Origin of the sequence: Aeromonas sp. R6-2, from assembly GCF_040908155.1 — a bacterium.
GTDB classification, from domain to species: Bacteria; Pseudomonadota; Gammaproteobacteria; order Enterobacterales; family Aeromonadaceae; genus Aeromonas; species Aeromonas schubertii.
In genome coordinates this window covers 26,295-48,213 of sequence record NZ_JBFODE010000070.1, presented here as the reverse complement: position 1 = coordinate 48,213, position 21,919 = coordinate 26,295, and the positions used below count along the sequence as shown (strand labels likewise).

Genomic DNA, 21,919 nt, shown 5'->3' with positions numbered 1-21,919 from the left:
GACAGCTGCAAGGGTCACTTCTGGGAGGGGCGCTTCAAGAGTCAGGCCCTGCTGACCGAGTCGGCGCTGCTCGCCTGCATGGCCTATGTGGAGCTAAACCCCATCCGTGCCAAACTCGCCGACCGACCCGAGGAGAGTGACTACACCAGTATCAGTCAGCGCCTGGGAAGGGCCCAGACGTTACGGAGATACTGGGACACCCACCATTTTGACAGAGGCGTAATGGCCTGCTTGGCTTGAGGCATCACTGCCGAGGAACTCGCTATGACCATCGCTCGTTCACGTCAAATCAGTTTGCAGGATACGCCCTACTACCACGTGGTGAGCCGCTGTGTGCGGCGGGCGTTTCTGTGCGGGGAAGATGCTCATTCGGGCCAGAGTTCGAGATTCTGGGACACCCACCATTTTGACAGAGGCGTAGTGGCCTGCTTGGCTTGAAGCATCACTGCCGAGGAACTCGCCATGACTATCGCCCGCTCACGTCAGATCAGCCTGCAGGATACGGCCTACTACCACGTGGGGAGCCGCTGCGTGCGGCGGGCCTTTCTGTGTGGGGAAGATGCCCACTCGGGCCAGAGTTACGAGCATCGCCGCCAGTGGGTGGTTGACCGGCTGGGCCAGCTGTCGCGGCTCTTTGCCATCGGTATCTGCGCCTATGCGGTCATGAGCAACCACTACCACCTGGTGCTGAAAGTGGATGCCGAGCAGGCGCAAGGCTGGAGCGAGCGGGAGGTGGCCGAGCGCTGGGCCGGGCTGTTCCAGTGGCCGCTACTGGTGCGCCGCTGGTATCAGGGGGATACCCTGATTGAGCCAGAGCTCTCGGTAGTGCAGGGGCTGATAGAGGAGTGGCGAGAGCGGCTCTACTCCATCAGCTGGTTCGTGCGCCGGCTCAACGAAGGGTTGGCCCGTCAGGCCAATCAGGAAGACAGCTGCAAGGGTCACTTCTGGGAGGGGCGCTTCAAGAGTCAGGCCCTGCTGAGCGAGTCGGCGCTCCTCGCCTGCATGGCCTATGTGGAGCTAAACCCGGTGCGAGCAAAACTGGCTGAGACACCGGAGGAGAGCGACTACACCAGCATCAGCCAGCGTCTCGGCCGTGCCCAGACCACCGAGTTGCCACCCCTGCTGCTGCCGTTTGCCAAGCAGGGGGAACCCGAGTCACTGCCCTACACCTTCAGCGACTATCTGGCGCTGGTTGACTGGACTGGCCGAGCCATCCGCGATGACAAGCGGGGCCATATTCCCGAGGCGCTTTCCCCCATACTGGAGCGCCTGCAACTCGACGGTGAGGACTGGCTCAAGCAGGTGAAGCTGTTCAAACGAAGCGGCATCCGGGCCATCGGCCACGTTGCGGCGCGAGAGCGTTACGCCCACCACTGCGGTCAGCGACGGTGTCACCAGCCAACCCACTAATCTTGCTTCAAGTCGACTTTCCCTTCTGGCGCATCTCAAGACATGAGTGCGGTCGCGTGGCCGCTCGGTGGTCTGTTTTTAGGAATTCACTCTCCCCAGCGTTTGATGCTTGGCGTCTGAGGCCTCAAGGGGCCAAATTATTTCGGTAATGGATGTGAGCTAACGCCTTCAGTAAAACGGTGAGTGTCCCTGATAAAAGAAGTGACCGGGCTCTCTTTTTCACTAATTGGTCGGCACCGGTGGGCGAGCCCCCTCCCAAGGCGCCCTGCTTGTTGCGATAGTGGCAAGATGACCCATTCGGAGAAGAGACCATGCTGGCGCTGATCACCATAGCTCACCAAACCTGTTACCCCAATCCCATCGGCGTTGTGGCCGGAGAGCGGGTGCGTATCGGCCATGAGGATGACGAATTTCCGGGCTGGGTGCGCACCTACACGGCCGACGGCAACGAGGGGTGGGCGCCCCTGTCGCTGCTGACCCCGGCCGGGCAGGGGGAGGCGTTGGCGCGGCAGGATTACACGGCCCGGGAGTTGAATGTGGAGGTGGGGGAGCGGGTGACGGTGGAGCGCGAGTTGGCCGGCTGGCTCTGGGTGAGCAATGAAACGGGGGAGTGCGGCTGGATTCCGCAAAGCTGTATCACCCCCCTTGGGTGATCTTGTGCTCGACGAGTCCACGTGTGAACAGGTTATAGTGGGCGTCGATTGTCAACTCACCGAGAGTGCACCATGAACCGTGATATTGCCGCCCAGTTTATCAAGATGCTGACCAACCTCGATCACTGCCTGGCCAAGGCCGAGGCCCATGCCGAGGCGAAACACTTCAACGTGGAGAACTTCTTCGGCGAGCGCCTGATCGTCGACATGCTGCCGCTCGCCAAGCAGGTACTGATCTGCTGCGATGCGGCCCGCGCCTGCGTCGCCACCGCCAGCCTGACCGAGCCGCCGGTACTGGGTGACGATCCCAAGACCATGGCCGATCTGCGCGCCCACGTGGGCAAGACCCTCGGCTACCTGGAGGGGATGCTGGAGGCCGACTTCAGCCACTTCGAGCGTGGTCATTATGTGCCCCACTGGGCCGGCGGCAAGGGGATGGATGGCCACACCTGCGTGTTCGAGTACGCCATCCCCAACTTCTACTTCCACCTCACCATGACCTATGCCCTGCTGCGCCAGGCGGGGGTCGATCTCGGCAAGCGCGACTACCTGGGCAGCCTCAACCTGCAGTAAGGGTTGCAGCTGGATTCGGCCTCGGGCTGGTTTGTGCGTCAGGTGAGTCGGAGCCTCGATTCGGCTCACCTTGGAATAAGGAGCCTCGGCTCACTCGGGTAAGAAGTCCTTATGCGTATCGTTTCTCTGTTGGTTGGGGCCCTCTTCTGGCTGCTTTTGCTGCTCTCCCCCCTGCTGCTTATGCTGGCGCTCTCTTTTGTGACCTCGCTGCTCACCCTGGGCGGTGAGGTGACCCTCACAAACTGGCCACTGGTGCTGGTGTCGAGTCTGGCGGTCTCTCTGCCGGTGGCTGTCGTTATCACCGAATGGGTTCGGCGTCGTTACGGTGTGATTGCTCTCTTCGGGCGCCTGTTGCATCAGCCCGAGCTAACCACGCCACCGGATAACCGACAGGGTTGAGGGGGGCGCTATGATGGTCATGAGAAAAACCTGGCGGCATAAGGCCGCCAGGTGAATTGTCAAGAGTAGGGTGACAGCGGGTATCAGCCTAGTCTAATCAACTCGATGGGCGCGAAGCGCTCTCGGGAGTGGGCCAGCAGCACGCACTTTTCGTGCTCCGCCTGATAGGGGGTCAGGTTGTCGGTGTGGGCCTCCTTGAGCACGTCTACGGCGCCGGTAGCGGCGATCATCACTCGTTGACCCTGGGTCAATCGGTTTCGATTACGGTCATAGATCTTCATGGTTTCCTCCTGATAGGTGTCGAAAACCCGTTCAGCCTACGCCCCTCAAAAAGGGTGAGGCATGTCACAGATCAAAAAAGCAAAGAAAGGGATTCCATTGGCACCTCAACTCTGCCCAGCCATGGAGAGATAAAAAAGCCCGCTTCGGGAAGCGGGCTTAGGGTCAGCGGGCGGTTCAGGCGCGCCAGGCTTTCCAGGTGTTGATCAGGCCATTGGTAGAGCTGTCGTGGCTGCTGATGGCCTCAGCGGTACCGAGCTCTGGCAGGATCTTGTTGGCCAGCTGCTTGCCCAGCTCAACGCCCCACTGGTCGAAGCTGAAGATGTTCCAGATAGCGCCCTGCACGAAGATCTTGTGTTCGTACATGGCGATCAGGGAGCCCAGCATCTTGGGGGTCAGCTGCTTGAACAGCAGGGAGTTGGTCGGGCGATTGCCCTCGAACACCTTGAACGGCACCAGATCCTTGACCTGCTCCAGCGTCTTGCCGGCGGCCAGGAATTCGGCCTCAACCTGCTCTTGGCTCTTGCCGAAGGCCAGGGCCTCGGTCTGGGCGAAGAAGTTGGCCAGCAGTTTCGGATGGTGATCGCCGATGGGGTTGTGGCTGATGGCCGGGGCCAGGAAGTCACAGGGGATCAGCTTGGTGCCCTGGTGGATTAGCTGATAGAAGGCGTGCTGGCCATTGGTGCCCGGCTCACCCCAGATGATGGGGCCGGTCTGGTAGTCGACCGGGTTGCCGGCGCGATCCACATACTTGCCGTTGGACTCCATGTTGCCCTGCTGGAAGTAGGCGGGGAAACGGTGCATGTACTGATCGTACGGCAGGATGGCCTCGGACTCGGCGCCGTGGAAGTTGTTGTACCAGAGGCCAATCAGCGCCAGCAGCACCGGCACGTTCTGCTCATAGGCGGCGGTGGCGAAGTGCATGTCCATCTCGAAGGCGCCTTGCAGCAGGGCTTCGAAGTTCTCGAAACCGACCGACAGGGCGATGGGCATGCCGATGGCAGACCAGGAAGAGTAGCGACCGCCCACCCAGTCCCAGAACTCGAACATGTTGGCGGTGTCGATGCCGAACTCGGCCACGGCCTTGCCGTTGGTAGAGAGCGCAGCGAAGTGCTTGGCCACGTGGGCCTTGTCACCAGCGTGGCCCAGGAACCAGTCACGGGCGCTCAGGGCGTTGGTCATGGTCTCCTGGGTGGTGAAGGTCTTGGAGGCGACCAGGAACAGGGTGGTCTCCGGATCGATCTTCTTGAGGGTCTCGGCGATGTGGGTGCCGTCGACGTTGGAGACGAAGTGCATCTCCAGGTGGTTCTTATAGGCCCGCAGGGCCTCGGTGATCATGACGGGGCCGAGATCCGAGCCGCCGATGCCGATGTTGACCACGTGCTTGATCGGCTTGCCGGTGTAACCCTTCCACTCACCGCCGATGACCTTCTCGCAGAAGCCTTTCATCTTGGCCAGTACGGCGTTCACTTCCGGCATCACATCCTTGCCGTCCACCTCGACCGGACGGTCGGAGCGGTTGCGCAGGGCCACGTGCAGCACGGCACGATCCTCGGTGCGGTTGATCTTCTCGCCGTTGAACATGGCGTCGATGGCGCCGCGCAAGTCGGTCTCGTCGGCCAGCTTGATCAGCAGCGCGAGGGTCTCTTCGGTGATCAGGTTCTTGGAGTAATCCACCAGCAGATCGCCACCGAAGGTGAGGGAGAACTTCTCAAAGCGCTGGGGATCATTGGCGAAAAGATCCTTCAGTTGCATGCCACCCTGGGTGGCGAAGTGGGCTGCCAGTGCCTGCCAGGCCTGGGTATGGGTTGGATTGATGTTTTTCATAGTCATCCTGAGATTCCAATTGTTGTTTGAACCTTGCAGGCAAGGCTCCCGCCAAACCTTATTATTCGAGGGATTATAGCCAGTCCGGCAGCCGTTCCGGGGTAACAGAAGATTGCAGACTGTCTCGCTCAGAGAGGTGGTAAGTTTACAACCAAACGCCCGGATTATGGCCCCCCGAGATGACGGTGACATTGAGCCTGCTCATATTTTCCCCGGCCAGTACCAGCGCAAAGCACTGCCCTTGCCCCCTTCGTCGCGACAAAAACGGGTTTTGTGCAGAAGTTGACCGCCGTCAACTCAGGTTCAGGCGGCGCCTTCTATGCTGCGCGCGCAAGGATTCAGATCTCCCAGGGACGGTTCACAAAGAGAGGAGATCGGATATGAAGAAGATGTTTTCCCTGCTGGTGCTCTGCCTGGTGGCCACCGGTGTGGTCGGGTTTCTGACCCTGTCTGCCGCAACCCTGGCGCCGAGCCTGGAGGTGAGAGTGCTCTCGGTCATCGGCGCGCTGCTGGCCGGGTATCTGATGATGCAACCCATCGTCAACCGGTTGGCGAGCCGCCTGGCCTGATCCCGTTAACGAGGCGTCTGCCTCGTTATTTTTGCCCTTTACATTACAGTTAAGGTAAAGGTTAAGGTTCGGGATATTCCATCGAGGGAGTATCACTCATGACCATTTCCATTCAGGTGCCCGTCAAAGGCATGAGCTGCGCCAACTGCGGCGAACGTATCGAGCGTGGCCTGAGCGAGCTGGAAGGTGTCACGGCCTCGGTCAATTTTGCCCTGGAGCTGTGCTCCATCACGGCGACCACCCCCGAGGCCGAGCGCGCCGCCCTGGCTCGCATCGGTGAGCTGGGCTACCAGACCGTCGACGAGACCCATCAGTTCACCATCGAGGGGATGAGCTGCGCCGCCTGCGCCGCCCGTCTCGAGCGGGTGCTGGGCGCGCAACCCGGCGTGCTGGGGGCCGAGGTGAACTTCTCTCTGTCCCGGGCCCGGGTGCGCGGGGTGCAGGGGGCGGTGACGCCGGCCTCTTTGCGCGATGCGGTGCAGGGGGCCGGCTTTGGCGCCCACTTCGCCAGTGGTGAAGACAAGGCGCGCCAACTCGCCGAGCAGGCCGAGCGGGAACGCCTTGAGGAGCGGGGTGAACGCCGTCGCCTGATAGCCGCCGCCCTGCTTACCCTGCCTCTGGTGGTCGGCATGGCATCCATGGCCGGCTGGCTCCCCTGGCACCTGCCGCCCCTGGTCGAGTTTCTGCTCGCCACCCCGGTTCAGTTCTGGGTTGGCGCCCGTTTCTATCACGGTGCCTGGCGGGCCTTGCGTGCCGGCGCGGCCAACATGGACGTGCTGGTCGCCACCGGCACCAGCGCCGCCTATGGCTACAGCGTCTGGATCTGGCTCAAGCTGGGGTCGGCGGCCATGGGGCACCTCTATTTCGAGGCGAGCGCCGTGGTCATTACCCTGGTCTCCCTCGGCAAGTGGCTGGAGGGGCGCGCCAAGCGCAGCACCCGTACCGCCATCGTCGAGCTGATGGCCCTGCGTCCCCAGCAGGCCAGGGTGTGGCGCGGCGACCAGTGGCAGCAGTGCGCCATCGCCGAGGTGCTCAAGGGGGATCGCATCCAGGTGCTGGTGGGCGAGCGCATCCCGGTAGACGGTGTGATCCTTGCCGGTGAGAGCGAGCTCGACGAGGCGGTGGTCACCGGCGAGAGCGTGCCGGTGCTGCGCCAGGTGGGGGACAAGGTGCTGGAGGGGACCATCAACGGCTCCGGCCTGCTCGAGATAGAGGCCCGCGCCGTCGGGGAGGAGTCCAACCTCGGCCGCATCATCGCCCTGGTGGAGCAGGCCCAGATGGGCAAGGCCCCGTTCCAGCAACTGGTGGATCGCATCAGTGCCCTGTTTGTGCCCGTGGTGATGATCATCGCCCTGCTCACCGGCCTGCTCTGGTGGCAGCTTGGGGGTGGTGTCGAGCAGGCGCTGATGGCCGCGGTCGCCGTACTGGTGATCGCCTGCCCCTGCGCCCTGGGGCTGGCCACTCCGGCGGCCGTGGTGACCGGCACCGGGGTGGCGGCGCGCCACGGCATCCTGATCCGCGATATCGAGACCCTGCAGCGGGCCCATGGCATTCGCGCCGTCATCTTCGACAAGACCGGGACCCTGACCCTGGGGCGGCCGACCCTGGAGCAGTGGCAGGGGAGTGAGGCGGACCTGCGCCTGGCCGCCGCCCTGCAACAGGGGAGTGAACATCCGCTTGCCCACGCCATGCTGAGCGCCGCCAGCGGCCCTCTGCCCCAACCGGAATCGGTGCTGGTGCACGTGGGCAGTGGCATCGAGGGGCGGGTCGAGGGACATCATCTCTTCATCGGCAACCTGGGTCTGATGGGGGTGGCAGGCATCGATCAGAAGCCGCTTGCGGCGCCAGAGGCCGGGGTGACCCGGGTCTGGGTCGCCCGCGATGGCGAGCTGGCGGGGTGGGCCGATCTGGCCGATCCCCTGCGCCCGGAGAGCGAAGCCGCGGTACATGCCCTGCAGGGGCGCCACATCGCCGCCTGGCTGGTCAGCGGTGATGCCCGTCCCGCCGTCGATCATGCGGCGCAGCGGCTCGGTCTGGATGGTGCCTTCGCCCAGGTGAAACCCGAGGGCAAGGTGGAGCGGGTGCGCGAGCTGCAAGCCAAGAGCGACGGGCTGGTGGCCATGATAGGGGACGGCGTCAACGATGCGCCGGCCCTGGCCGCCGCCGATGTGGGCATCGCCATGGGGTCGGGGGCCGAGGTAGCCATGGAGACGGCCTCGATTACCCTGATGCGGCCGGATCCACGCCTGGTGGTCGATGCCATCGACATCTCGGCCTCGACCTGGCGCACCATACGCCAGAACCTGTTCTGGGCTTTTATTTTCAACACGGTCGGCATTCCGCTCGCCGCCTTTGGCCTGCTCAGCCCGGCCCTGGCAGGCGCCGCCATGGCCTTGAGCAGCGTGACCGTCCTGACCAATTCCCTGTTACTGAAACGGTGGCGCCCGCGCGCCGCCGCCTGAATAAGGAGAGTGCAATGAATATCAGCAAGGTGGCCAAGGCCAGCGGGCTCACCGCCAAGACCATCCGTTACTACGAGAGCATCGGCCTCATCACGCCGCCGGTACGCAGTGCCAACGGCTATCGCAGCTACGGCGATGCCGCGGTGCGCGAGCTGCGCTTCGTGAAGCGGGCGCGCGAGACCGGTTTTAATCTGGAGGAGTGTCAGGAGCTGCTGGCCCTCTATCGGGACGAGCACCGCACCAGCGCCCAGGTCAAGAAGCTGGCCCAGGAGAAGATCGTCGATCTGCGCGAGCGCATCAGTGGTCTGCAGGCCATGTTGGCCAGCCTGGAGAAGCTGACCTGCTGCTGCCATGGGGACGAGCGTCCCGAGTGCCCGATCCTGGAAGAGTTCGAGAAGGGGTGAGTCGGATAGCGGGTCGATGCTGACCGCAAGCCGGCGAGAGCGATCTGAGTAAAAGGCTAATAATTGACCTTTATTGTTGGTCCGATGAGCCGGTGCTAGACTGTCGCCCTTCTAGGGAAGGGAGTGGCAGAGTGACAGCGAGTGTAACCAAGCAGGTCCGGCAGGCAGTCGTGACCCAGCTCTGTGAACACGTGGCCTTTAGCCTGCCCTGTCTCCTGCTGGTGGCCATCAGCTGGGCCCTGATGTTTTACGCCTATGTCGAGCCACGCCAGACCCTCGTCTGGCTGGGCAGCAACCTGCTGTTGCTGGGGCTGCGCTGGGTTCATCTGCTGTGGCGCCAGGGCATGCTGGAGCGAGTCGATCACGAGCGGCTCGAGCATGAGCTTTTTATCGGCGTCACCTCCAGCTCCATCCTCTGGGCCATGGGGATTCTCATCTACTTCGACCTGCTGCCGGATGCCTATCGGGCCAGCATGTTGATCCTGATCAGCCTGATCCTCACCGGCGGCAGCATATTGCTCATCGGCAGTCGCCGCTGTTTCCTCGGGTTTCTGCTCCCCCTCGGGGTGACCCTGCTGCTGGAGCTGGCGTTTGGCAGCGAGCAGGAGCGGATCCTCGGCTGCATGGTGGCAGGTTACCTCTTCGTCTTTCTCACCACCCTGGTACGCAGGTTGCGGCGGGATATGCTGGCTTCCCTCTATCACCGCTTCGCCAACGCCGATCTGGCGGCCGAGCTGAAGGCGGTCTCCGAGCATCTGCAGCTCGCCTCGCGCCTCGATGGCCTCACCGGCATCGCCAACCGGGCCCACCTCGATCACTGCCTGGATCTGGCCTGGCGCCGTTGTCGCCGCGCCCGGGCTCCGCTCTCCCTGATCCTGCTCGACGTGGATTACTTCAAACAATTCAATGACCTCTATGGCCATCAGGAGGGGGATGCCTGCCTGCAGCAGGTAGCCGGTGTCCTGGCCGAGGCCCTGCGTCGGGAAGACGATCTGGCCGCTCGCTACGGGGGAGAGGAGTTTGCCCTGCTGCTGCCGGCCACCGGTCATGAGGGGGCCCGCCAGGTTGCCGAGCAGGTACGCCGCGCCATGCGTCAGCTGGCGATCCCCCACGGTCGCTCCCGGGTCTCCGGGGTGGTGACCTGCAGTCTGGGGGTCGTGACCCTGGTGCCGGATCCCTCCCTCAGGGTGAGCGATCTTATCCAAAAAGCGGATGCAGCCCTCTATCAGGCCAAGCATAATGGGCGTGACCGAGTGGAGGTGGCCCTCAAGGGGCGCGCCGCCTGAAATCCGACACCAGAAGCGAGGAATCAGATGCAATGTCATCGTATTGAGGAGCTGCTCGAACTGCTGCAGCCCGCCTGGATCCGCGAGCAGGATCTGAGCCTGATCCAGTTTATCGAGAAGTTGGCCCAGGAGGCCGGTTACCAGGGACCCCTGAGCGAGCTGACCGATGACGTGCTTATCTATCACCTCAAGATGCGCGATGCCGCCAAGGCGCAGATGATCCCGGGTCTGGCCAAGGATCACGTGCCCGATTTCAAGGAAGCCCTGCTCAAGGCGCGCGGCATCAAATAAGTCCCTCCTTTTTGTGGTGCGTTGTCAATGGTGACGCGCCACTTCTTCGCTACAAAATTGCGATCATCGTTCCATTCTTGTCACATCTGACGCCATCTCGCAGCAAGCTGTTTAAGATATAATCCGCCTATAACAATCAAAACGGAGCAACGTGCTGCAATGGGTGACCACGAAAAGATCGAGGTCAAGGACGTGACCGGGGTGTATAACCCCAACACGTTCAAGGCCAGTGACGACAGATTCAACCCGGGAAACCGGATCTATGTACGGGCACAGCTGGGCCAGTGGCAACGGCTGCGCAAGGGGATGGGCTGGTTCTTCATGCTCTTCTTCCTGGCGCTTCCCTGGCTGCGCTACGATGGCCGCCAGGCGATCCTGTTCGATATCGGCAACCAGCAGTTCCATATCTTCGCCGCCACCATCTGGCCCCAGGATCTCACCCTGCTCGCCTGGATCTTCATGATCGCCGCCTTCGGGCTCTTCTTCCTCACTACCTTCCTCGGCCGGGTCTGGTGTGGCTACCTCTGCCCCCAGACGGTCTGGACCTTCCTCTTCATCTGGTTCGAAGAGAAGCTGGAGGGGCCGGCCAACAAGCGACGCAAGCTCGATGCCGCGCCCTGGGGCCGGGAAAAGATAGTGCGCAAGGGGAGCAAGCACCTGGCCTGGATGGTCATCTCCCTCATCACCGGCCTCACCTTCGTCGGCTACTTTCAGGACATGATGACCCTGGTGCCGGGGCTGGTGACCCTCTCCATCGACTTCTGGCCCCTCTTCTGGGTGCTCTTCTTCGCCGCCTGTACCTATGGCAACGCCGGCTTCATGCGTGCCATCATGTGTGTTCACATGTGCCCCTATGCCCGCTTCCAGTCGGCCATGTTCGATAAAGACACCTTCATCGTCGGCTATGACGCCAGGCGTGGTGAGCAGCGCGGTGCCCGTTCCCGCAAGGCTGACCCCAAGGCGATGGGGCTGGGGGACTGCATCGACTGCGACCTCTGTGTGCAGGTCTGCCCGACCGGTATCGACATCCGTGACGGCCTCCAGTACGAGTGCATCAACTGCGGCGCCTGTGTCGATGCCTGCGATCAGACCATGGATCGCATGGGCTACGCCAAGGGGCTCATCAGTTACACCACGGAACACAAGTTGGCCGGCAACGATACCCAGGTGGCTCGCCCCAAACTCATCGGCTACGGCCTGGTGATGGCGGCGATGCTCTCGGTGTTTGCCTACAACGCCATGTCCATCATGCCCATGGGGCTGGATGTGCTGCGTGACCGTAACCAGCTGTTCCGCGAGAACAGCGACGGCCTCATCGAGAACACCTATAACCTCAAGATCCTCAACAAGACCCTGCAACCCCAGGTCTACCGACTGGCGGTCGAGGGGCTGCCCGACTACCAGTGGTACGGACCGCGTGAGGTGACCCTCAAGAGTGGCGAGATCCTCAACCAGCCGGTCAGCCTGGGGGTCAACCCGGACAACCTGCGCCAGGGCTCCCTGGATATCCGCTTCGTGCTGATCCGCAAGGGGGCAGGCTCGGATCCCAAGGGGGTCATCAAGCAGGAGAGCAAGTTTATCAGCCGGCTCTGAGTGCTTTATGGATAGAATGGGGGCCCAGTGCCCCCTTTATTTTCGGAGATGTCATGGGCTTTCACTTTCACGATCTCACCCCGGATCTCATCCTCGATGCCCTCGCCAATACCGGGCTGGCCGTGGACTCCGGGCTGACCGAGCTCAACAGCTACGAGAACCGGGTCTATCAGTTTCACGACGAGGATCGCCGCCGCTATGTGGTGAAGTTCTACCGTCCCGGGCGCTGGAGCCGTGAACAGATCCTGGAGGAGCACGGCTTCTCCGCCCTGCTGGCGGCCGAGGAGATCCCGGTGGCGGCCCCGCTCGCCTTCGGCGGCGAGACCCTGCTCGAGCAGGGAGGCTTTCACTATGCGGTGTGGCCGAGCCTGGGGGGGCGCGCCTTCGAGGTGGATAATCTGGATCAGCTGGAGTGGGTCGGCCGCTGGTTGGGGCGAATTCATCGCCTCTCCCGCACCTTCCCGTTCCACCACCGCCCCCATCTGGATGTGGCCTCCATGCTCGAAGAGCCGCGCCACCTGCTGGCGACAGGGGAGTGGGTGCCACGGGGGATCGCCAGGTCCTTCTTCGGCCTGCTCGACGAGCTGATCGCCCATGTGCGTGAGGCCATGACCCTGGAGGTGGAGCAGATCTCCCTGCACGGGGATTGTCACCCCGGCAATATCCTCTGGCGCGACGGCCCCCTGCTGGTGGATCTGGACGACTGCCGCACCGGTCCCGCCATCCAGGATCTCTGGATGCTGCTCTCGGGGGATCGCCAGGAGCGGCTGTTGCAGCTCGACACCCTGCTGTGCGGCTATGAGGAGTTTATGGATCTGGACCGGCGGGAGCTGTCGCTCATCGAACCCCTGCGGGCCATGCGTATGGTCCACTACATGGCCTGGCTGGCCCGTCGCTGGGACGATCCGGCCTTCCCGCGCCACTTCCCCTGGTTCAACACCCCGGCCTACTGGGAGCAACAGCACAAGGCCCTGCACGATCAGTTGCAGCTGCTGCGTGAGCCGCCCCTCTCATTGACTCAGGGCTGGTGACACAATAGGCTTGCTCTGCTCCGGTTCGCCGGGCGTGCCTCACACCGATCTTATTAACAGGAAAGATCATGAAAAAAATACTGTTTTTCATTGCTGCCATGCTGATGATGCCGATGGTGCACGCCGCCCCGGAGTTCAGGGAAGGCGTCAACTATGACGTGATCAAGCAGACCGGCAGTGCGCAGCCGGAAGTGCTGGAGTTCTTCTCCTACTACTGCCCCCACTGCTACAAGTTCGAGCCCATCGCCGAAGAGCTCAAGAAGAGCCTGCCGGAAGGGGTTGCCTTCAAGAAGAACCCGGTCGGTTTCCTCGGTCGCGAGATGGGTCCCGAGACCCAGCGTGCCTATGCCGTCTCCAGCCTGCTGGAAGTGGAAGGCAAGGTGACCCCGGCCATCTTCGACAAGATCCACAACCAGAAGCAGTATCCCCAGAGCCGCGGCGATCTGAAGCAGATCTTCGTCGACAACGGCGTCAAGGGAGAGGAGTTCGACGGTGCCGTCGACAGCTTCGCCGTCTCCGGCATGGTCTCCCAGTTCGATCGCAATACCGAGGAGTACCAGATCCGTGGCGTGCCCGCCTTCGTGGTGAACGGCAAGTATCTGGTGAAGATCGAGTCCATCACTTCCCAGGATCAGTTCAACCGTCTGGTGAGCTACCTGGTCGGCCTGAAGGGCTGATGTCGAATAGCAAAAAGCCCGGCCGATCGGCCGGGCTTTTTCATGCCCGCTTACTTCTTGCGGGCGTTGGCGAAGGCCGCCGCGAAGGCGTTGCCGAGGGCCCCGTTCCGGGGCTTCTCCTCGCGCCGCCCCTGGGGCCGGGCTCCCTGACCTGAGCGGGCCTCGCCACCACGGCGCTCTTCTGCGCGCGGCTTGCGCTCGCCGCCCTTCTCGTCGAGGCGCATGGTGAGCGAGATGCGGCCACGCTGCACGTCCACCTCCAGCACCTTCACCTTCACGATGTCGCCAGCCTTGACCACCTCGCGGGGATCCTTGACGAAGCGATCGGTCAGGGACGAGATGTGCACCAGTCCATCCTGATGGACGCCGATATCGACGAAGGCACCGAAGTTGGTGACGTTGGTGACCACCCCCTCGAGCACCATCTCGGGCTCGAGATCCGACACCTTCTCCACCCCTTCGCGGAAGGTGGCGGTCTTGAACTCGGGGCGCGGATCGCGGCCCGGCTTGTCGAGCTCACCGATGATGTCGGTCACGGTCGGCACGCCGAAGCGCTCGTCGGTGTACTCGGCGGGTGTGAGCCCCTTGAGCAGGCTGCTGTTGCCGAGCAGGCTCTCCACCGACTGCTGCAGTTTGGCCAGGATCCGCTCCACCACGGGGTAGGACTCCGGGTGCACCGCAGAGGCATCCAGCGGGTTGGCCCCGCCGCGGATACGCAGAAAACCCGCGCACTGTTCAAACGCCTTGGGCCCGAGGCGGCTCACCTTGAGCAGCTGCTGGCGGCTGGCGAAGGCACCGTTGTCGTCCCGGTACTGGACGATATTCTGGGCCAGCGTCTGGGTCAGGCCCGAGACCCGCGCCAGCAGGGGGGCGGAGGCGGTGTTCACATCCACCCCGACCGCGTTTACGCAATCCTCCACCACGGCCTCCAGCTTGCGGGCCAGCTGGGTCTGGCTCACGTCGTGCTGGTACTGGCCGACACCTATGCTCTTGGGATCGATCTTCACCAGCTCGGCCAGGGGGTCTTGCAGGCGGCGGGCGATGGAGACGGCGCCGCGCAATGAGACGTCGAGCCCGGGGAATTCATTGGCCGCCAGCTCGGAGGCGGAGTAGACAGAGGCGCCGGCCTCGCTCACCACGATTTTCTGGGCGCGCGCCTCCGGGTAGCGGGTGAAGAGCTCGGCGGCCAGCTTGTCGGTCTCGCGCGAGGCGGTGCCGTTGCCGATGCTGATGAGCTCGACCCCGTGCTTCACACAGAGATCGCGCAGGGTCTTGAGGCTCTGCTCCACCTGGCGCTTGGGCTCGAACGGGTAGATGGTGGCGGTGTCGACCAGCTTGCCGGTGGCGTCCACCACGGCCACCTTGACCCCGGTGCGGATCCCCGGATCCAGCCCCATGGTGGCGCGCATGCCGGCCGGGGCGGCCATCAGCAGGTCCTTGAGGTTCATGGCAAACACCTTGATCGCCTCCTCCTCGGCGCTCTCGCGCACCCGGCCGACGAGCTCGGTCTCCATCTGCAAGGAGAGCTTGATGCGCCAGGTCCAGCTCACCACCCCCTGCAGCCACTTGTCGGCCGGCCGGCCGCCGAAGGTCAGCCCCAACTGGCGGGCGATGATCCCTTCGCAGGGGCTGGCCCCTTCCTCTTCGCCGGTATGCAGGGTCAGCGACAGCACCCCCTCGTTGCGTCCGCGCAGCATGGCCAGCACCCGGTGCGACGGCGCCTTGGCCAGCGGTTCGTCGTGCTCGAAGTAGTCCTTGAACTTGGCCCCCTCCTGCTCCTTGCCGGCCACCAGGCGGGCGCGCAGGTTGGCGTGTTGCCACAGGAAGTCGCGCAGCTTCTCGAGCAAGTCCGCCCGCTCGGCGAAGCGCTCCATCAGGATGTAGCGGGCGCCGTCGAGCACCGCCTTGGTGTCGGCGAAGCCTGCCTCGGGGTTGAGGTAGGCGTTGGCCTCCGTCTCGGGATCCCGCATGGGATCGCCCAGCAGGGCCTCGGCCAGGGGCTCGATGCCGGCCTCGATGGCCATCTGTCCCTTGGTGCGGCGCTTGGGCTTATAGGGGAGGTAGAGATCCTCGAGGCGGGTCTTGCTGTCGGCTTCCTTGATGTCGCGGGCCAGCTCTGGGGTCAGCTTGCCCTGCTCCTCGATGGAGCGAAGTATGGTCTGGCGGCGATCCTCCAGTTCGCGCAGGTAGCCGAGGCGGCTCTCGAGGTTGCGCAGCTGGGTGTCGTCGAGGCCACCGGTCACCTCTTTACGGTAACGGGCGATGAAGGGGACGGTGGCGCCCTCGTCGAGCAGGCGGATGGCGGCCTCGACCTGCTCGGGGCGGGCGGCCAGCTCGGTGGCGATCTGTTTCTCTATGGTGCTCATGGGGTTCTCGTCTTGATCAGGGCCGGGAGTAGGTGATGGCGTTGATGTACCAGACGGCCTCACCGGCCGGGGTCTGCACCACGGCCTCGTCGTCCACCTCCTTCTTCAGGAGGGCGCGGGCCATGGGGGAGTCGATGGAGATGTAGTCCTTGCGCCCGAAGATCTCGTCGTAGCCGACGATGCGAAAGTTCAGGGTGTCGCCCGCATCGTTCTCGATCTCGACCCAGGCACCGAAGAAGACCTTCCCCTCCTGGGTCGGGGAGTAATCGACGATCTTGAGATTTTCCAGGCACTTGCGCAGGTAGCGCACGCGCCGGTCGATCTCGCGCAGGCGTTTCTTGTTGTACTGGTAGTCGGCGTTCTCGCTGCGATCACCCAGGCTGGCCGCCCAGGCCACCTTGCGGGTGGTCTCGGGGCGCTCGACCCGCCACAGCTGGTCCAGCTCCTGCTTGAGGGCATTGTATCCCTCGCGGGTGATGAGTTGGCTTCGCATGGAAATGGCCTCTCCTTGTCACTTGGTCCGGGCATTCTACCCCCGGGGCGCGGTGAGGGCACCTGGGATGAGTGGCTTGCCCCCTGTTGCTCGTCGGGCGACTGTGCGATGCTCGTACGAGGACAACAGGGAGAGAGTGTCATGCGTCTGATGGTCGGGTTGTGGCTGTTGCTGGTGTCGTCTCTGCTGGGGGCGGCCGAGCCGAGAGGGGAGATGACGGGGCAGGAGCGGGAGCGCACCCTGATCCTGCTCAACGAGCCTGTGGTGATGTTTCAGGCCAGCCTCGGCAGCCTGACCCCGGAGGCCCGGGTGCGGCGGGCCAAGGGGCGTATCGCGACCCTGGAAGAGTCCGATCTCCAGGTGCCCGTCGAGGTGGAGAGCCTGCAACGGTTCGGCCAGTCGGTGCGCTTTATTACCCTCAATGGCAAGCGGCTGGTGATGCTGGTCGAAAAGGATCTCGACGAGTCTGACGAATTGACCCTGGATCAGGCGGCCGACCGGGTGCGCGAGCGGCTCGAGAAGATGCGGTTGCAGTTTATCGAGTTGCGTTCCCCCGCCTATCTGGCCAAGGCGGCAGCCTTGGCCCTCGGCTCGGCCTTGCTGCTCGGTGCCTTCCTGCTGGTGCTGCATCGCGGTTATCGCCGTACACGCCAGTGGCTGGGCAATCGCCTGCTGATGAAACGATCCTGGTTACCGGAGAGCTGGCGTCCCCTGATCGGTCCCATCGAGTTGCGGCTGTTGGGGGCCATGGCCCTGGTGGTGGTGGTGATCGCCCTCTATCTCTGGCTCACCTATGTGCTCGGCCTCTTCCCCCACACCCGGGTCTGGAGCCAACAGCTGGGCCAATCGCTGCTGGCCCTCTGCGCCCGCCTGCTGGAGGGGGGGCTGGCCGCCCTGCCGGGGCTGGCGACCGTCCTCATCATAGTGGTGGTGACCCGCTTCTTCATTCGTCTGCTGGGGTTGCTGTTCGATCGGGTGCAGCGGGGGCAGGTGCAGATCCAGGGGCTGCATGCCGAAACGGTGGGGGCCACCCGCCGCCTGATGAACGCGGTGATCTGGCTGTTTGCCTTGACGGTGGCCTACCCCTATCTGCCCGGTGCCGACTCCGATGCCTTCAAGGGGGTGAGCGTCTTCTTCGGCCTGATGGTGACCCTGGGCTCGGCAGGGGTGATGAACCACGCCATGAGCGGCCTGGTGCTCATCTACTCACGGGCTCTGCGCAAGGGTGACTGGGTGCGTATCGGCGAGGTCGAGGGGCAGGTGAGCGAGCTCAACGCCCTCTCCACCAAGATAGTGACCCGGGAGGAGCACGAGGTGACCCTGCCCAACGCCGTGGTGGTGGGGGGGCGCATCACCAACCTGAGCCGGCTGGCGGCGGGACGGGGGCTGCCCCTGCTGACCAGGGTGACCATAGGTTATGACACGCCCTGGCGTCAGGTGCAGGCCATGCTGGAGCTGGCGGCACGGCGCACTCCGGGGCTCAATGGTGATGAGACCCCCCTGGTACGTCAGCTCGGCCTGCTCGACTGGTATGTGGAGTACGAGCTGCAGGTGTGGGTCAACGAGGGGGAGAAGCCGGCCCTGATCCGCAGCCGTTTACACGGGGCCATCCAGGATGTCTTCAACGAGTTCGGGGTGCAGATCATGTCCCCCAACTTTGTCGCCCAGCCGCCCCAAAATCTGGTGGTTCCGAAGGCGCAGTGGTACGCGGCACCGGCGCCGGCAGAGGATAATAAACGGTAACATCTTTTCCCTTGGCGGGCGGTCATCTCCCTTCTACCATGGCCGCCAATTGTGGTGAGGAGTAACGAAATGACCCAACAGCAAAAGGTGCTGGTTGTCGACGATGATCCCAAGCTGAGAGCCCTGCTGGAACGCTATCTGAGCGAGCAGGGGTTCTGGGTGCGCGGGGTGGCGAACGGGGAGCAGGCGGATAGGCTGCTGACCCGGGAGAACTTTCATCTGATCGTGCTGGACCTGATGCTGCCCGGGGAGGATGGCCTCTCCATCTGCCGCCGCCTGCGTGAGGGGGGGAACCAGATCCCGATCCTGATGCTGACCGCCAAGGGGGACGAGGTGGATCGCATCGTCGGTCTCGAGATGGGGGCCGACGACTACCTGCCCAAGCCCTTCAACCCCCGCGAGCTGCTGGCCCGGATCCGTGCCGTGATGCGCCGTCACTCGGTGGAGCTGCCGGGCGCCCCCTCCGCCACCGAGAAGGTGGTGGAGTTCGGTGCCCACGTGCTTAACCTGGCGACCCGTGAGATGACCACGGATGGCGAGCCGGTCACCCTGACCAGCGGCGAGTTCGCCGTGCTCAAGGTGCTGGTCAGCCATCCGCGCGAGGCCCTGTCGCGCGACAAGCTGATGAATCTGGCTCGTGGTCGCGAGTACACCGCCACCGAGCGCAGCATCGACGTGCAGGTGTCGCGCCTGCGCCGTATGCTCGAGGCCGATCCGGCCCATCCTCGCTATATCCAGACCGTCTGGGGTATCGGTTATGTCTTCGTGCCTGACGGCGCGACACCATGAGACGAGCCTCGGGTATGTTCTCCCGCCTGCTGCTGTTTCTGGCGGCGGTGCTGGTGGTTTATCAGGTGGCCTCCTACGCCATCTCCTACAACTATCTGCTGGAGCCCACGGTCAAGCAGATCAGCCACCTGCTGGCCAACCAGGTCAAGCTCATCTTCCCCATGGACCGCAACCAGCAGCCCCTGAGCGAAGATGCCGAGGCGCTGGTCTATGTGGCGACCGGCGCCGATATCTACACCCAGCGCGAGGCGGAGCGCTACGGCCTGAAGCAGGCCAGGCCCAATGCCTTCATGGAGGATCTGATCGCTCACGAGCTGGGGGGCAAGACCCGGGTCATGGTGGAGATCCAGGACTACTACATCATCTGGATCCAGCCGCCCCAGGCCAACGGAGTCTGGGTGCGCATTCCCCTCACCGAGATCGACGACGACGATATCAAGCCGCTGATGTTCTACCTCTCCATCATGCTGGTGGTCGTGCTGTTCGGGGCCTGGTGGTTTGCGCGTCAACTGGTGCGCCCCTTGGAGAGTCTGGAAGAGGGTGCCGTCTCGGTGGGGCGTGGCCATTTCCCCGATCCCTTGCCCGAGAAGGGGTCTCGCGAGTTGCGCCGTCTCACCCGCACCTTCAACAACATGTCCTTCTCCATCAAGAGCCTGATCGAGGAGCGTAACCTGATGATGGCGGGGGTCTCCCACGATCTGCGCACTCCGCTCACCCGGATCCGGCTCGCTACCGAGATGATCTCCTCCGAGGATGAGTTCCTCAAGGAGAGCATCAACGCCGACATCGACGAGTCCAACGAGATCATCGATCAGTTTATCGACTACATCCGTCCCGACACCGGCGTGACCATGGAGCGTGTCGATCTGGCGGCCCTGGTACACGACGCCATCCTGCTGCAGGCGGATCAGGGGCTGGAGATGGATCTCGACCTGCCGAGCTGCGCCGTCCCGGTCGATTGCAATCCGGTGGGGCTGCGCCGGGTCATCAACAACCTGACCAACAATGCCTTGCGCTACGGTGCGACCCGGCTCTGGGTCGAGCTGCGCGGTGACCAGCACTGGGCCTCTTTGCGCCTGTGTGATAACGGCCCCGGTATCCCGGAGCAGGACTACCAGCGCCTGCTGCGTCCCTTTACTCAGGGGACGACGGCCCGTACCCAGAGCGGCAGCGGGCTGGGGCTGGCCATCGTGGCCAAGATCCTGGCCCATCACCATGGCTCTGTGCGCCTCGGCCGGGCCGAGCAGGGAGGGTTGATGGTGGAGTTGAGGCTCCCATGCAAGCAGCCTCTGGAGTGGGATGACTGAGGCGTCGAGCCAAAACAAAGCGGGCCAATCGGCCCGCTTTTTCATCTCGCTATCGGCTTACAGCCGGGGGCCGGCGGCCACCAGGCGTTTGCCTTCGTCGTTGTCGGTGAAGCGCTCGAAGTTCTTGATGAAGCGCTCTGCCAGATCCTGCGCCTTGGCATCCCACTCCGCCTGGTTGGCGTAAGTGTCGCGCGGATCGAGGATCGCCGGGTTCACGTCGTGCAGGGCGGTCGGCACTTCCAGATTGAAGATCGGCAGCACCTTGGTCGGCGCCTTCTCGATGGATCCATCCAGGATGGCGTCGATGATGGCGCGGGTGTCCTTGATGGAGATACGCTTGCCGGTGCCGTTCCAGCCGGTGTTGACCAGATAGGCCTCGGCGCCGGCGGCTTCCATCCGTTTCACCAGCTCCTCACCATACTTGGTGGGGTGCAGGGTCAGGAAGGCGGCCCCGAAGCAGGAGGAGAAGGTCGGGGTCGGCTCTGTGATGCCGCGCTCGGTACCGGCCAGTTTGGCGGTGAAACCGGAGAGGAAGTGGTACTTGGTCTGCTCCTTGGTCAGCTTGGCGACCGGGGGCAGCACACCGAAGGCGTCGGCGGTCAGGAAGATCACCTTGTTGGCGTGACCGGCCTTGGAGACCGGCTTGACGATGTTGTCGATGTGATAGATGGGGTAGGAGACGCGGGTGTTCTCGGTCTTGGAGCCATCATCGAAGTCGATGGTGCCGTCGGCGGCCACGGTCACGTTCTCCAGCAGGGCGTCGCGACGGATGGCATTGTAGATATCCGGTTCGGCTTCTTTGGAGAGCTTGATGGTCTTGGCGTAGCAGCCCCCTTCGAAGTTGAAGACGCCGTCATCATCCCAGCCGTGCTCGTCGTCACCAATCAGCTCGCGCTTGGGATCGGTGGAGAGGGTGGTCTTGCCGGTGCCGGAGAGGCCGAAGAAGATGGCCACGTCACCCTCTTTGCCCACGTTGGCGGAGCAGTGCATGGAGGCGATGCCGCGCAGGGGCAGGAAGTAGTTCATCATGGAGAACATGCCCTTCTTCATCTCGCCACCGTACCAGGTGCCGCCGATGAGCTGCATACGCTCTGTCATGTTGAAGGCGACGAAGTTCTCGGAGTTGAGACCCTGCTCCTTCCATTCCGGGTTGGTGCACTTGGCACCGTTCATCACCACGAAGTCCGGCTTGAAGCTCTTCAGCTCTTCCTCACTCGGACGGATGAACATGTTCTTCACGAAGTGCGCCTGCCAGGCCACCTCGGTGATGATGCGCACGGCCAGACGGGTGTCAGGGTTGGCACCGCAGTAGCCGTCGATGACAAACAGGCGCTTGCCGGAGAGCTGCTTGGTCACCAGGGCTTTCAGATGCGACCATACTTCCGGGCTGATGGCTTTGTTATCGTTCTTGCCCTGGTCAGACCACCACACAGTATCCTGGGTAGTTGCGTCCTTGACGATATATTTATCTTTCGGGGAGCGACCGGTGAAGATGCCGGTGTTGACATTGACGGCGCCCAGCTCGGTCACTACACCGCGCTCGTAACCCTGCAGATCGGAGCGGGTCTCCTCGATGAAGAGCTGCTCGTAAGAAGGGTTGCGCACTACATCCGTCACACCATGGATGCCGTAACGTTCCAGGCCCAGTTGCTCGGCCAGGGTGGGTTCAGCCACGATTGTCATTGTGATCTCCTGGGTTCAGAGGTTTGTAGGGTTCTATCTGGCCTCCATGCTACCACCTAGGTGGTAGAAATAAGCGACGGCCAT

The 21,919-nt window shown here is 63.2% G+C and carries 20 protein-coding genes and 2 pseudogenes; 17 read left to right on the top strand and 5 right to left on the bottom strand.

The features are described from left to right. The 6 genes and pseudogenes from AB5Y48_RS18685 to AB5Y48_RS18660 all read left to right on the top strand — a co-directional run. Positions 1-240, top strand: a pseudogene (locus AB5Y48_RS18685) (hypothetical protein); the annotation flags it as partial. Between the two features lie 24 nt (positions 241-264). Next, positions 265-381 (top strand): annotated as a pseudogene (locus AB5Y48_RS18680) (alpha-amylase family glycosyl hydrolase); the annotation flags it as partial. An 81-nt stretch (positions 382-462) separates the two neighbouring features. Continuing rightward, positions 463-1,410, top strand: coding sequence for a transposase (locus AB5Y48_RS18675; protein ID WP_368165442.1), 948 nt, complete (start codon positions 463-465; stop codon positions 1,408-1,410). A 311-nt stretch (positions 1,411-1,721) separates the two neighbouring features. Beyond that, positions 1,722-2,063, top strand: a complete 342-nt coding sequence (locus AB5Y48_RS18670; protein ID WP_136612669.1) for an SH3 domain-containing protein — start codon at positions 1,722-1,724, stop codon at positions 2,061-2,063. A gap of 72 nt (positions 2,064-2,135) precedes the next feature. Beyond that, complete coding sequence (locus AB5Y48_RS18665; RefSeq protein ID WP_368165441.1) at positions 2,136-2,636, top strand: DUF1993 domain-containing protein; 501 nt, start codon at positions 2,136-2,138, stop codon at positions 2,634-2,636. Positions 2,637-2,747: 111 nt separating this feature from the next. After that, positions 2,748-3,035, top strand: coding sequence for a hypothetical protein (locus AB5Y48_RS18660; RefSeq protein ID WP_060587920.1), 288 nt, complete (start codon positions 2,748-2,750; stop codon positions 3,033-3,035). A gap of 83 nt (positions 3,036-3,118) precedes the next feature. Here the strand turns inward: AB5Y48_RS18660 and ydfZ are convergent, their stop codons facing one another. After that, the gene (gene ydfZ, locus AB5Y48_RS18655; RefSeq protein ID WP_050666946.1) at positions 3,119-3,316 is read right to left on the bottom strand and encodes a putative selenium delivery protein YdfZ; all 198 of its coding nucleotides are present in this window, start codon (positions 3,314-3,316) and stop codon (positions 3,119-3,121) included. 175 nt (positions 3,317-3,491) lie between these two features. Then, the gene (gene pgi, locus AB5Y48_RS18650; protein WP_368165440.1) at positions 3,492-5,141 is read right to left on the bottom strand and encodes a glucose-6-phosphate isomerase; all 1,650 of its coding nucleotides are present in this window, start codon (positions 5,139-5,141) and stop codon (positions 3,492-3,494) included. Between the two features lie 380 nt (positions 5,142-5,521). Here pgi and AB5Y48_RS18645 point away from each other — a divergent pair, with 380 nt between their 5' ends. The 8 genes from AB5Y48_RS18645 to AB5Y48_RS18610 all read left to right on the top strand — a co-directional run bounded on the left by AB5Y48_RS18645 (position 5,522) and on the right by AB5Y48_RS18610 (position 13,454). Next, complete coding sequence (locus AB5Y48_RS18645; RefSeq protein ID WP_050666948.1) at positions 5,522-5,710, top strand: holin; 189 nt, start codon at positions 5,522-5,524, stop codon at positions 5,708-5,710. 98 nt (positions 5,711-5,808) lie between these two features. Beyond that, positions 5,809-8,172, top strand: coding sequence for a heavy metal translocating P-type ATPase (locus tag AB5Y48_RS18640; RefSeq protein ID WP_368165439.1), 2,364 nt, complete (start codon positions 5,809-5,811; stop codon positions 8,170-8,172). Positions 8,173-8,186: 14 nt separating this feature from the next. After that, on the top strand, positions 8,187-8,576 hold the full coding sequence (gene cueR / locus AB5Y48_RS18635) for a Cu(I)-responsive transcriptional regulator (protein WP_050666950.1): 390 nt from the start codon (positions 8,187-8,189) through the stop codon (positions 8,574-8,576). 131 nt (positions 8,577-8,707) lie between these two features. Further along, entirely contained in the window at positions 8,708-9,862 is a 1,155-nt protein-coding gene (locus AB5Y48_RS18630) for a diguanylate cyclase (RefSeq protein WP_050666951.1), read from the top strand. 27 nt (positions 9,863-9,889) lie between these two features. After that, positions 9,890-10,153 carry a YihD family protein gene (locus tag AB5Y48_RS18625; protein ID WP_050666952.1) on the top strand — a complete coding sequence of 88 codons (264 nt, stop codon included), beginning with the start codon at positions 9,890-9,892 and terminating at the stop codon, positions 10,151-10,153. 159 nt (positions 10,154-10,312) lie between these two features. Next, on the top strand, positions 10,313-11,746 hold the full coding sequence (gene ccoG / locus AB5Y48_RS18620) for a cytochrome c oxidase accessory protein CcoG (protein ID WP_060587916.1): 1,434 nt from the start codon (positions 10,313-10,315) through the stop codon (positions 11,744-11,746). A gap of 53 nt (positions 11,747-11,799) precedes the next feature. Then, entirely contained in the window at positions 11,800-12,777 is a 978-nt protein-coding gene (locus tag AB5Y48_RS18615) for a serine/threonine protein kinase (protein ID WP_136612675.1), read from the top strand. A 68-nt stretch (positions 12,778-12,845) separates the two neighbouring features. After that, complete coding sequence (locus tag AB5Y48_RS18610; RefSeq protein WP_060587914.1) at positions 12,846-13,454, top strand: thiol:disulfide interchange protein DsbA/DsbL; 609 nt, start codon at positions 12,846-12,848, stop codon at positions 13,452-13,454. 50 nt (positions 13,455-13,504) lie between these two features. On the opposite strand, the gene AB5Y48_RS18605 is transcribed toward AB5Y48_RS18610, so the two are convergent. Then, entirely contained in the window at positions 13,505-15,820 is a 2,316-nt protein-coding gene (locus AB5Y48_RS18605; RefSeq protein WP_368165438.1) for a Tex family protein, read from the bottom strand. 16 nt (positions 15,821-15,836) lie between these two features. Further along, positions 15,837-16,313, bottom strand: a complete 477-nt coding sequence (gene greB, locus AB5Y48_RS18600; protein WP_005356438.1) for a transcription elongation factor GreB — start codon at positions 16,311-16,313, stop codon at positions 15,837-15,839. Between the two features lie 141 nt (positions 16,314-16,454). Between greB and AB5Y48_RS18595 the strand changes: the two genes are divergently transcribed. The 3 genes from AB5Y48_RS18595 (at position 16,455) to envZ (ending at position 20,152) form a co-directional block, all read left to right on the top strand. Further along, positions 16,455-18,056, top strand: a complete 1,602-nt coding sequence (locus tag AB5Y48_RS18595; protein ID WP_136612677.1) for a mechanosensitive ion channel family protein — start codon at positions 16,455-16,457, stop codon at positions 18,054-18,056. 69 nt (positions 18,057-18,125) lie between these two features. Beyond that, entirely contained in the window at positions 18,126-18,845 is a 720-nt protein-coding gene (gene ompR / locus AB5Y48_RS18590) for a two-component system response regulator OmpR (RefSeq protein WP_050666958.1), read from the top strand. Then, complete coding sequence (gene envZ / locus AB5Y48_RS18585) at positions 18,842-20,152, top strand: two-component system sensor histidine kinase EnvZ (RefSeq protein ID WP_050666959.1); 1,311 nt, start codon at positions 18,842-18,844, stop codon at positions 20,150-20,152. The genes ompR and envZ overlap by 4 nt, the downstream gene beginning before the upstream one ends. A gap of 57 nt (positions 20,153-20,209) precedes the next feature. On the opposite strand, the gene pckA is transcribed toward envZ, so the two are convergent. After that, complete coding sequence (gene pckA / locus AB5Y48_RS18580) at positions 20,210-21,835, bottom strand: phosphoenolpyruvate carboxykinase (ATP) (protein ID WP_368165437.1); 1,626 nt, start codon at positions 21,833-21,835, stop codon at positions 20,210-20,212. Positions 21,836-21,919 lie beyond the last annotated feature (84 nt).

Coding starts and splice junctions, on each gene's coding strand:
- AB5Y48_RS18615 (WP_136612675.1), top strand. CDS start 11,800: ATGGGCTTTCACTTTCACGATCTCACCCCGGATCTCATCCTCGATGCC.
- AB5Y48_RS18665 (WP_368165441.1), top strand. CDS start 2,136: ATGAACCGTGATATTGCCGCCCAGTTTATCAAGATGCTGACCAACCTC.
- pckA (WP_368165437.1), bottom strand. CDS start 21,835: ATGACAATCGTGGCTGAACCCACCCTGGCCGAGCAACTGGGCCTGGAA.
- AB5Y48_RS18625 (WP_050666952.1), top strand. CDS start 9,890: ATGCAATGTCATCGTATTGAGGAGCTGCTCGAACTGCTGCAGCCCGCC.
- ompR (WP_050666958.1), top strand. CDS start 18,126: ATGACCCAACAGCAAAAGGTGCTGGTTGTCGACGATGATCCCAAGCTG.
- cueR (WP_050666950.1), top strand. CDS start 8,187: ATGAATATCAGCAAGGTGGCCAAGGCCAGCGGGCTCACCGCCAAGACC.
- AB5Y48_RS18610 (WP_060587914.1), top strand. CDS start 12,846: ATGAAAAAAATACTGTTTTTCATTGCTGCCATGCTGATGATGCCGATG.
- envZ (WP_050666959.1), top strand. CDS start 18,842: ATGAGACGAGCCTCGGGTATGTTCTCCCGCCTGCTGCTGTTTCTGGCG.
- AB5Y48_RS18605 (WP_368165438.1), bottom strand. CDS start 15,820: ATGAGCACCATAGAGAAACAGATCGCCACCGAGCTGGCCGCCCGCCCC.
- ydfZ (WP_050666946.1), bottom strand. CDS start 3,316: ATGAAGATCTATGACCGTAATCGAAACCGATTGACCCAGGGTCAACGA.
- AB5Y48_RS18670 (WP_136612669.1), top strand. CDS start 1,722: ATGCTGGCGCTGATCACCATAGCTCACCAAACCTGTTACCCCAATCCC.
- AB5Y48_RS18675 (WP_368165442.1), top strand. CDS start 463: ATGACTATCGCCCGCTCACGTCAGATCAGCCTGCAGGATACGGCCTAC.
- greB (WP_005356438.1), bottom strand. CDS start 16,313: ATGCGAAGCCAACTCATCACCCGCGAGGGATACAATGCCCTCAAGCAG.
- AB5Y48_RS18640 (WP_368165439.1), top strand. CDS start 5,809: ATGACCATTTCCATTCAGGTGCCCGTCAAAGGCATGAGCTGCGCCAAC.
- AB5Y48_RS18645 (WP_050666948.1), top strand. CDS start 5,522: ATGAAGAAGATGTTTTCCCTGCTGGTGCTCTGCCTGGTGGCCACCGGT.
- AB5Y48_RS18660 (WP_060587920.1), top strand. CDS start 2,748: ATGCGTATCGTTTCTCTGTTGGTTGGGGCCCTCTTCTGGCTGCTTTTG.
- ccoG (WP_060587916.1), top strand. CDS start 10,313: ATGGGTGACCACGAAAAGATCGAGGTCAAGGACGTGACCGGGGTGTAT.
- AB5Y48_RS18595 (WP_136612677.1), top strand. CDS start 16,455: ATGCGTCTGATGGTCGGGTTGTGGCTGTTGCTGGTGTCGTCTCTGCTG.
- pgi (WP_368165440.1), bottom strand. CDS start 5,141: ATGAAAAACATCAATCCAACCCATACCCAGGCCTGGCAGGCACTGGCA.